The sequence below is a fragment of the Streptomyces sp. NRRL S-378 genome (assembly GCF_000720645.1).
GTDB lineage: Bacteria > Actinomycetota > Actinomycetes > Streptomycetales > Streptomycetaceae > Streptomyces.
In genome coordinates, this window is sequence record NZ_JOBX01000115.1 from 1 (window position 1) to 9,611 (window position 9,611).

7 protein-coding genes and 1 pseudogene are annotated in these 9,611 nt (G+C 71.3%); 4 read left to right on the forward strand and 4 right to left on the reverse strand.

The window, feature by feature from the left end; translation table 11 throughout:
* Positions 1-270: 270 nt before the first annotated feature.
* Positions 271-1,374 (reverse strand): C40 family peptidase, encoded by a 1,104-nt coding sequence (locus IH80_RS0137225; RefSeq protein WP_030966316.1) that lies wholly within the window; start codon positions 1,372-1,374, stop codon positions 271-273.
* Positions 1,375-1,582: 208 nt separating this feature from the next.
* Positions 1,583-2,410: a class I SAM-dependent methyltransferase gene (locus IH80_RS0137230; RefSeq protein WP_199819366.1), complete on the reverse strand. Its 828-nt coding sequence runs from the start codon at positions 2,408-2,410 to the stop codon at positions 1,583-1,585.
* Positions 2,411-2,628: 218 nt separating this feature from the next.
* On the opposite strand from IH80_RS0137230, the gene mshA reads away from it, so the two are divergent.
* Together mshA and IH80_RS0137240 are read left to right on the forward strand one after the other, a co-directional pair.
* Positions 2,629-4,014, forward strand: coding sequence for a D-inositol-3-phosphate glycosyltransferase (mshA, locus tag IH80_RS0137235; RefSeq protein ID WP_030966318.1), 1,386 nt, complete (start codon positions 2,629-2,631; stop codon positions 4,012-4,014).
* Positions 4,007-4,525: a YbjN domain-containing protein gene (locus IH80_RS0137240; RefSeq protein ID WP_030966319.1), complete on the forward strand. Its 519-nt coding sequence runs from the start codon at positions 4,007-4,009 to the stop codon at positions 4,523-4,525. The genes mshA and IH80_RS0137240 overlap by 8 nt, the downstream gene beginning before the upstream one ends.
* A gap of 281 nt (positions 4,526-4,806) precedes the next feature.
* Here the strand turns inward: IH80_RS0137240 and IH80_RS0137245 are convergent, their stop codons facing one another.
* On the reverse strand, positions 4,807-6,132 hold the full coding sequence (locus tag IH80_RS0137245) for an MDR family MFS transporter (RefSeq protein WP_051810340.1): 1,326 nt from the start codon (positions 6,130-6,132) through the stop codon (positions 4,807-4,809).
* 152 nt (positions 6,133-6,284) lie between these two features.
* Between IH80_RS0137245 and IH80_RS0137250 the strand changes: the two genes are divergently transcribed.
* The gene (locus tag IH80_RS0137250; RefSeq protein ID WP_030966321.1) at positions 6,285-7,043 is read left to right on the forward strand and encodes a phosphoglyceromutase; all 759 of its coding nucleotides are present in this window, start codon (positions 6,285-6,287) and stop codon (positions 7,041-7,043) included.
* A gap of 600 nt (positions 7,044-7,643) precedes the next feature.
* Here IH80_RS0137250 and IH80_RS43240 read toward each other — a convergent pair.
* Positions 7,644-8,618: pseudogene (locus tag IH80_RS43240) on the reverse strand (tyrosine-type recombinase/integrase); the annotation flags it as partial.
* Between the two features lie 441 nt (positions 8,619-9,059).
* Between IH80_RS43240 and IH80_RS0137265 the strand changes: the two are divergent.
* On the forward strand, positions 9,060-9,569 hold the full coding sequence (locus IH80_RS0137265) for an allene oxide cyclase barrel-like domain-containing protein (RefSeq protein ID WP_234432519.1): 510 nt from the start codon (positions 9,060-9,062) through the stop codon (positions 9,567-9,569).
* Positions 9,570-9,611: the final 42 nt, after the last annotated feature.

The following is a 9,611-nucleotide window of genomic DNA, read 5'->3' on the forward strand; positions in this document are numbered from 1 at the left end:
GTCGAGCCATACCCGCACGCGCCGAGCCGAGGAGACACCCCCCGGCGGCCCCGCACCCCCACCCCCCGCTCCCGCTCCGGGCCACCACCCAGCCCCGCCGGCGCTTGAGGCGCGGCCACCGGCCCGCACCCGGAACACGAGCACACCGCCCGGTCAGGGCAAGCGCACCGCCCGGCCAGGGCAAGGGCAACCGCACCGCCCGGCCAGGGCAACGGCGGCCCGCCCGGCCAGGGCAAGCGCAGGCCACCGCAGACGGCGGTGGCGGAAGGGCTACGCGTCCGGGCGGACCACCGCCTTGATCGGCATGGAGCCCGCGCCCGCCATCGTGATGTTGCGGCCGGGGCGCGGGGCGTGGACCATCGCGCCGTCGCCCACGTACATACCGACATGGCTCGCGTCGTCGAAGTAGATGATCAGATCGCCCGGCCGCATGTCCTTGAGCGCGATCTTCGGGAGCAGCCGCAGCTGCTCCTGCGAGGTGCGCGGGATGCCGCGCCCCGCCGCGCGCCAGGCCTGGGAGGTCAGCCCGGAGCAGTCGAAGGAGTCGGGGCCGACGGCGCCCCACTTGTACGGCTTCCCCATCTGCGCGGTGGCGAACTGCACGGCCTGCTTGCCGGCGTCCGTCGCCTTGCCGTTGACGTCCTTCATCGCGCCCGTGGACAGCCATGCCGTCTGCGCCCTGTACTGGGCTTCCTGCTCCAGCTGGATCAGCCGGGCCTTCTCCTCGGCCTCGAGCTTGCTCTCCAGCTCCTCCGCGGCCTTGATCTTCTCCTCGATCTGCTTCTTGGACTCCTCCTGCTTGACCCGGTTGGCCTCCAGCTTCTGCCAGCGCTCGCTCGCCTCCTCCGCGTAGCGCTGCAAGTCCGTCTGGGTGCGGTCCAGTTCGGACAGCAGGTCGGAGGCGGCCTTCTCGCCCTGGCGCAACCGGCCCGCCCCGTCGAGGAAGTGGTTCGGGTCCTCGCTCAACGCCAGCTTCGCGCCCGGCGGCAGGCCGCCCGAGCGGTACTGCGCGCGGGCTGCGGCGCCCGCGCGGCTCTTCAGCGTGGCGATCCGCTCCTTGCCGGCGACGATCAGGTTGGCGATCTCCACGATCTTGTCCGACTGGGCCTTGGTCTCGGCCTCGGCGAGGTTGTAGGCGTCCGTCGCGGTGCCCGCCTGCCGGTAGAGCTCCTCGATGTCCTTGCGGACCTGCTCCAGGGACTTGCCGCCCGGCCCCGGCAGGGGAGCGGCCGGCACCGCCGGAGCCCCGGGTGCGGTCGGAGTCGCCGGCGCCGCGTACGCCGTGCCCGTCGCGAGGCCCGGTGCCGACAGCACCGCCATCGCGCACAGCAGCACGAGAGAGCTTGCGCCTCGTCGTCGCCTTACCGACCCCATGGTCCCCCCAGGCACCCGCGTCAGATCGGTCTTAGATCTGACTATTCATCAGTAACTTTGCACTGCCATCGGGATGGTGCCACGAGTCGATGGATTCCGACACCCTTGTGGATACCGTTTCGATCTTGTCTGCCCCAACGGACCCCCGGCCGTGCCCCTCACGGATCAACGGGGTACCCCCCGCCCCCGGTTCCCCACCGCACCGCATTCACCCCGCCGGGCGCAACGCCTCCCAGCGCAGCGTCAGTTCTCCCTGCCGCCACCTCCCCGGCCCGTCCGCCAGCGGCCAGTCCGCCGACAGCGCCCGCGCCGTGCGGATCCAGCGCTGCCGCGCCCCGTACGAGGCGTACGGAGCCGCCGCCGCCCAGGCCCGGTCGAAGTCCCGCAGGAAGGCGTGCACCGGCTCACCCGGCACGTTCCGGTGGATCAGCGCCTTCGGGAGCCGCTCCGCCAGGTCGGACGGACGCTCCAGCGAGCCCAGCCGGGTCGCGAAGGTCACCGTGTGCGGCCCCTCCGGCCCCAGCGCCACCCACACGTGCCGCCGCCCGATCTCGTCGCAGGTCCCCTCCACCAGCAGCCCGCCCGGGGCCAGCCGCGCACACAGCCGGGCCCAGACCTCCGCGACCTGCTCCTCGTCGTACTGGCGCAGTACGTTCGCCGCTCGGATCAGCACCGGCCGTTCCCCGCCCTCCAGCGGGACCTCGAAGCCGCCGTGCCGGAAGCTCAGCCCCTCCCGCTCGTACGGCTTCGCCCCCGCCACCCGGGCCGGCTCGATCTCGATGCCGACGACCCGCACCCGCGGCGCCGCGTCCCGCAGCCGTGCCAGCAGCTCCACCGCGGTCCAGGGCGCCGCCCCGTACCCGAGGTCCACGGCCACCGGATCCCCCGCACGCCGCAGCGCCGCCCCGTGGGCGAAGGCGATCCAGCGGTCCATCCGGCGCAACCGGTTCGGGTTCGTGGTCCCGCGCGTCACCGAGCCCACAGGACGGCCGGAGGCGCGGCTGGGTGACGGTGACGGGGTACTGCGGGAGGCCATGAGCCGAGGGTAAGCGGAGCGCCCGCACACCGTGAAAATCGCCCGGCGCCCCGAGAAGGCACCAAGAAACACGAGGAAACGCGCAGGAAAACCGGGAACGCCGGAATGCGGGGGACGGCCGTGCGGGTTGCACTCCTTGCAGGGCGCCCTACGCGCCCCCGCAGTCATGCCGTCCGAGCGTCGCGCGCGCACCGTCCGAGCCGAGAGGAACAGCTTCCTTGAGCCAGTACGTGTCCCGCCTCGGCGGCAGCCTCAGCGGGCGCCTCGCCGCCGCCCGTGCCGCCACCCGTCACGAGCCGCCCAGGCTGCGCCTGCCGGCCGTGGGCCACCACCGCAAGCCGCGCCGCGTGGCCATGCTCAGCGTGCACACCTCACCGCTGCACCAGCCCGGCACCGGCGACGCCGGCGGGATGAACGTCTACATCGTGGAGCTGGCCAGGCGGCTCGCCGCGATCAACATCGAGGTCGAGATCTTCACCCGCGCCACCACCGGCGGGCTGCCGCCCGTGGTCGAGCTGGCTCCCGGCGTCCTCGTACGGCACGTGGACGCCGGCCCCTACGAGGGGCTGGCCAAGGAGGAGCTCCCGGCCCAGCTGTGCGCCTTCACCCACGGCGTGATGCAGGCCTGGGCCGGCCACCGCCCCGGCTACTACGACCTCGTCCACTCCCACTACTGGCTCTCCGGGCACGTCGGCTGGCTCGCCGCCCAGCGCTGGGGCGTGCCGCTCGTCCACGCCATGCACACCATGGCCAAGGTCAAGAACGCGGCGCTGGCCGAGGGCGACACCCCCGAGCCGGCCGCCCGCGTCATAGGCGAGACCCAGATCGTCTCCGCCGCCGACCGGCTCATCGCCAACACCGCCGAAGAGGCCGACGAGCTCGTGCGGTACTACGAGGCCGACCCCGCCAAGGTGGCCGTCGTCCACCCCGGCGTGAACCTCCAGCGGTTCACCGTCGGCGACGGCCGGGCCGCCGCCCGCGCCCGCCTCGGCCTGCCGCAGGACGCCGTCATCCCGCTCTTCGCCGGACGGATCCAGCCGCTGAAGGCCCCCGACATCCTGCTGCGCGCCGTTGCCGTCCTCGTCGACCGGGACCCCTCGCTGCGCCGCCGCCTCTTCGTCCCCGTCGTCGGCGGCCCCAGCGGCAGCGGCCTCGCCAAACCCGAGGGCCTGCAGAAGCTCGCCGCGAAGCTCGGCATCGCCGACCTCGTGCACTTCCACCCGCCGGTCGCCCAGGACGGGCTCGCGGACTGGTTCCGCGCGGCGTCCGTGCTCGTCATGCCGTCCTACAGCGAGTCCTTCGGGCTCGTCGCGATAGAGGCCCAGGCCGCCGGCACCCCGGTGCTGGCCGCCGAGGTCGGCGGGCTGCCCGTCGCCGTCGACGACGGCGTCACGGGGATCCTCGTACCCGGGCACGACCCGGCGGACTACGCGCGCCAGCTGCGCCGCTTCGTCGACGATCCCGCGCTCGCGGACCGGATGGGGGCCGAGGCGGCACGGCACGCGCAGTTCTTCGGCTGGGACACCGCGGCGAGCGGCACGGCCGACGTGTACACGGCGGCGATGCACGATCACCGCCGTCGCGTACGCTCCCACCATGGCTGACACCGCCGAGATCATCGAGAGTGCGCTCACCGGCGCCGAGCTGGACTGGGAGAGCCCCGCGCCGGGCTCCTACGTCGTCACGCTCCCCGGCACGCGCAAACTGAGCACCACCTGCTCGATCCGGGTCGGCCGGCATTCGCTGTCGGTCAACGCCTTCGTGATCCGCCACCCCGACGAGAACGAGGCGGCCGTCCACCGCTGGCTGCTGGAGCGCAACCTCAAGCTGTACGGGATGGCCTACGCGGTGGACCGGCTCGGCGACATCTACCTGACGGCACGCCTGCCGCTGTCGGTCGTCACCCCGGAGGAGCTGGACCGGCTGCTCGGCACGGTGCTGGAGGCCGCGGACGGCTCGTTCAACACGCTGCTGGAGCTGGGCTTCGCGAGCGCCATCCGGCGCGAGTACGAGTGGCGGGTCTCGCGCGGCGAGCCGACCTTCAACCTCGACGCCTTCAAGCACCTGACGCGGCCGCAGGGCGAGCCGGCCGGCCCCGGCGGCCCGACCGGCTGACGCGATCGCCGAGGCGCGACCCGTTCGCCGTGGCCCTCCTGTCCGTCGGCTACGTCGCCCCCGACGCGTTCACCGCGAACCCGGTCCCGGCCCGTCCCGGCCCGCCATGGCCATGGCGGAGACCGGGGTCACGGGGGAACAGAAGGCCGCCATGGCGGTGCTGACGTTCCTCTTCCGCGCGGCGGTTGTCCTGTCGGCGGCCCTCTTCGGCCACCTGACCTCACCCCGGCCGCACCGCCCAGCACCACGCGCCCCGGCCGGCCGGGGCGCGGCCCGAGCGGTCAGTTCGGTGCGGCGGGCAGGGGTTCCGGCGTTCGGGGGGTGGTGGTCGTCGGGCCGCCGGTCGCCGCCGGGGCGGTGTCCGTGGCGTCCGTGGGGAGGTTCCGCATCAGGAGCCAGTAGCCGGCCGCCGCCCCGGTGCCGAGGACGCCCGTGGTCGCCCAGAGCCAGTTCGCCCCCCACCGGTCGATCATGAAGCCGGCCATCAGCGGCGCCACCAGCGCGGCCACCGACCAGGACATCGTGTAGACGCCCTGGTAGCGCCCGCGCCCGTGCACCGGCGAGAGCCGCACGACCAGGCCCATCTGGGTCGGCGAGTTGACGATCTCGGCGAGCGTCCACACGCACACCGTCAGCGCGTACGCCCACACCGGTCCGGCGAATGCCGTCAGCGCGAAGCCGTAGCCGGCCAGCAGCGCCGAGACCACCAGCAGCTTCTGCGGGTCCCGGTGCTCGATGAGGCGGGTGACGGGGATCTGCAGGGCGACGATGAGCAGGCCGTTCACCGCGATGACGAGCCCGTAGTCCCCCGGGGAGAAGCCGGCGGTGCCCATCGCCACGGGCAGGCCGACCGACCCCTGCGTGAAGATCAGCGAGATCAGGAACGACAGCCCGACCACGCCCATGAACCGCCCGTCGCGCAGCACGGTCCCGAGGCGGATCTCCGTCTCCGCGCCCGCTCCCGCCCCGCTCTTGTCCGGGGAGGCGCCGGACCCGGCGGACGTGCCGCGTTCCGGCCGGGACTCGGGCAGCTTGACGTAGACGAGCACCGCGCAGACGAGCGTCAGCGCCGCCTCGCCCAGGAAACCGGCCAGGTAGCTGTACTCGGCGATCAGGCCGGCCGCGGTCGCGCTGATGGCGAAGCCGAGGTTGATGGCCCAGTAGTTGAGCGCGAAGGCCCGTACGCGGTCCTCGGGGCGGACGATGTCCGCCATCATCGCCGCGACCGCCGGGCGGGAGGCGTTCGAGGTCATCCCCACCAGGAGGGCCACCGCCGCGATCGCCGCGGGATGCTCCATGAAGCCCAGCAGCGCGACCGAGAAGGCCGTCGAGGCCTGGGCCGCCAGCAGGGTGGGGCGCCGCCCGAGCCGGTCGGTCATCACGCCCGCGACGAGGGAGGACACCACACCGCCCAAGCCGTGGAGGGCGACCACGAGTCCCGCGAAGGAGGCGGAGTAGCCCCGGTCCAGGGTCAGGTACAAGGTCATGAAGGTCGCGACGAAGGCCCCGAGCCGGTTGACGAGGGTGCTCGTCCACAGCCACCAGAACGCCCGGGGCAGACCCGAGACGCTCTCCCGGGCGGCCCGTCTCAGACTGTCAGCGGACATACGGAATCCCCCCGAGGGTGTAAGTGTCGCTCTACCGGGGTGCACATTACGAGTGGGTGGGCTCCGGGCGCCAGTCAATTGACGCCCGCCGTCAATCGACGGGATCCGGCACCGCGCGCGGGCGCGCCCGGGCGTCCATTAGGCTCGTACGCATGGCCGACGCACCGTACAAGCTGATCCTCCTCCGCCACGGCGAGAGCGAATGGAACGCGAAGAACCTGTTCACCGGCTGGGTGGACGTCAACCTCACCGAGAAGGGCGAGAAGGAGGCGGTCCGGGGCGGTGAGCTGCTCAAGGACGCCGGCCTGCTGCCCGACGTTCTGCACACCTCGCTCCAGAAGCGCGCCATCCGCACCGCGCAGCTCGCGCTGGAGGCCGCGGACCGCCACTGGATCCCGGTGCACCGCTCCTGGCGCCTGAACGAGCGCCACTACGGCGCGCTGCAGGGCAAGGACAAGGCGCAGACCCTCGCGGAGTTCGGCGAGGAGCAGTTCATGCTGTGGCGCCGTTCCTACGACACCCCGCCGCCGGTGCTCGAGGACGGTACGGAGTTCTCTCAGTCCGAGGACCCTCGTTACGCGTCGATCCCGAACGAGCTGCGTCCGCGCACCGAGTGCCTCAAGGACGTCGTCGAGCGCATGCTGCCGTACTGGTACGACGGCATCGTCCCGGACCTGCTGGCGGGCCGCACGGTCCTGGTGGCCGCGCACGGCAACTCCCTGCGCGGTCTGGTCAAGCACCTCGACGGCATCTCGGACGCCGACATCACGGGCCTGAACATCCCGACCGGCATCCCGCTCGTCTACGAACTGGACGCGGACTTCAAGCCCCTCAACCCGGGCGGCACCTACCTCGACCCGGCCGCCGCCGCGGCCGCCATCGAGGCCGTCAAGAACCAGGGCAAGAAGTAACCTCGAAGCACGAAACAGCCCCCCGCCTGCCGTTTCCCGGCGGGGTGGGGGGCTTCTCGTTGCGCTGGGGCCGTCTGCGGGCCGTCAGGCGCGTCGGACGAGCCGGCGCACGCGGATGTGTACAGCGATCAGAATGGCCAGAGGCACAGCGGCGGCCGGCGGGACCTCAGTCCAGGCGGGGAGTGCTGCGGCTCCGGCGCTGATTGCCAAGAACGGAAGTTCGCGAAGTGAGATGTCGATGGTCAAACCCGGGCGTGGCACCATAGAGGCTCCATGTGTGCTCGTAGGTCCAGACAAGAGGTCATGCAAGCGCGTATGGACGTGAGAGCCGCCCCTGCCAGGGCGGCTCTCTTTTTGCGCACCAGCGACTTTACCGACTGCTCTCTCTTCGACACAAACGCCCAGGTGGGGGTGTCTGGTTCGGAGATGGTAATTCTCTATTTGTTGGCTCTCGGGTGGACTGTGAGTCCCTGACCTGCTTCTACATTTCTACTGTAGCTGTCGAGGACTTGCCGCTCCCGTAATGGTTAACGTTGATATTAGCGAACCCGATAACGGTGCGATTAGTGGTCAGGATAACGCCCAGATTTACCATGCGGATTAGCGAGCCACCTTAGTCGAGCCGCCTGTGATGGATCCGGGACTGTAGATCGCTTCGGCGGCCTCTCGTGTCCGCTGTTGACTGGTCGGCATCAGGTGGGCGTAGACCCGCAGCGTGAGACCTGAGTGCCCCAGGTGCTCCGCCAGAGCTTTGACGTTCTCTCCTGCGTCCAGCAACACCGAGGCGTAGAAGTGCCTCAGGGCGTGTATCCCGTGGGCGGAGGCGTAGGCCCGTTCGGCGATGACACCTGCAGCTGCACGTGTGGGCTTCCACTGCTCGGTGTTGAACATGTTCCGCCACACGTGCCCGCCCATCGGGGCGGTGAATACGAGCCGCTTTGTCACCTGCGCTCCGTCGGCGGTGCCCCACGGCAGTGTGATGTCCACTGGTGGGCACTGGGTCATGGGGGTGCGCACGGCGTCGGCCACCGGACCCGGCAACGGGACGTCGCGGAGCTTGCCGCCCGTCGGGGGAGCGAACACGGGCTTGCTCCGGCTCAGCTCGAGCTGCTGGACCACGTGCACCGTGCCCGCGGCGAAGTCGACGCGTCCACGCCGATGCCCGGGATCTCGCCCTGCCGCAGCCCGCACCCGGCACCCAGGTCCACGAGCGCGCGGTACCGCTCCGGCTGCTCGGCCTGCACCGCTAAGACCCGCTTGGCGGTCCACGGGATCACCCGTTTGGCCTCAACCGTCGGGGCCTTTACCGACCGGGCAGCGCACGGGTTCTTGGCTTGTCATCGACCGCCGCGTTCAACACGCTCCGCACATTCGAGTAGATGACTCGCGCGTGCGACCCGGACAGGCCGGCCGCCTTGAGCTTGGCCACCCAGTCGCGGAGGTGGGCGGGCTGGAAGGATGCCAGCGGGCGCGAGCCGATGTACGGAAAGGGTGCAGCTGCAACTGCGACTCCATGGAGAAGCCCTTGTTCGGGTCGGCGCCGTGGTTGCCGAGCCACCGCTCGGCGTACTGCTGTCACTCTCGACCACCGCGAATACGCCGACTGACCACCCGCGAGCGCCGGCGCAAGTCGGGGCTCGAAGGGGTGGTTCGTGGGTGTCTGTGGGCCGTGGGGTGGTGGCCGAGGGCGGCTGAGGGTGACAACCGTTGACCGGTCGGCCCCAGGTTTGAGGAAGTATCCGGGGTGAAGTCGCAGGTCGGAGCAAAAACCATTGGCAAGAAGTAACACGAAGCAGCAAGTATCGCGATCAAGCCCCTGACCTGCGCGTACGGCGCGGGTCAGGGGCTTTCGTCTGCTCCGGTTGCACTGTGGGCCCGGTGTCCTCTGATCGGTCGGATCTGACGGTGGGTCGCGCCGGGAGGCCCGGGGCGGGGGCGGGGGCGGGGTTATGAAGGACATCGCATGACGGTTTCGTCGTCCGATCATTCATGAGCACCCATCTCAGGAGCCGCACGATGCGTTCCCTCAGAGCCGCCCGTCTCGGTACGGCCACCGCGCTGGTCACCCTCCTCGCCTGCGCCCCCGCGGCGGCCGCCGCGGGGGCGGACACGGATTCCGCCCGCGACAAGGGCAAGAGCCGGGTCATCACGCTCATCGGCCGGCTCGCGGAGCAGACGCGCTTCCCGGTCAACCCGGGCGGCGCTCCCGCCCAGGGCGACCGGACCGTCTTCCGCTCGATCCTCTTCGACAAGGACGACAAGCAGGTCGGCGAGACCGGCGGGACCTGCACCACCACCCGGGTCGACAACGGCGGAGCGGAGCAGTGCGTCGTGACCTACACCCTCCCGGGCGGCCAGCTGTCGGTGCAGGGGATGGTCTACGGTCACCTCGTCCCGGGTCCTCCGCCGTCGTTCGACAACGGGATCACCGGCGGTACCGGGGAGTTCGACCGCGCCCGCGGCTCGGTCCACGCCGACACGATCGGCACCGGCACGAGGCGCTTCACGATCGACCTGGAACGCTGACGGCCCCCGCCCCCCGGGTCCACGGCCCCCGCCCCCCGGGTC

Coding starts and splice junctions, on each gene's coding strand:
- IH80_RS0137225 (WP_030966316.1), bottom strand. CDS start 1,374: ATGGGGTCGGTAAGGCGACGACGAGGCGCAAGCTCTCTCGTGCTGCTG.
- IH80_RS0137230 (WP_199819366.1), bottom strand. CDS start 2,410: ATGGCCTCCCGCAGTACCCCGTCACCGTCACCCAGCCGCGCCTCCGGC.
- IH80_RS0137240 (WP_030966319.1), top strand. CDS start 4,007: ATGGCTGACACCGCCGAGATCATCGAGAGTGCGCTCACCGGCGCCGAG.
- IH80_RS0137245 (WP_051810340.1), bottom strand. CDS start 6,132: ATGTCCGCTGACAGTCTGAGACGGGCCGCCCGGGAGAGCGTCTCGGGT.
- IH80_RS0137250 (WP_030966321.1), top strand. CDS start 6,285: ATGGCCGACGCACCGTACAAGCTGATCCTCCTCCGCCACGGCGAGAGC.
- IH80_RS0137265 (WP_234432519.1), top strand. CDS start 9,060: ATGCGTTCCCTCAGAGCCGCCCGTCTCGGTACGGCCACCGCGCTGGTC.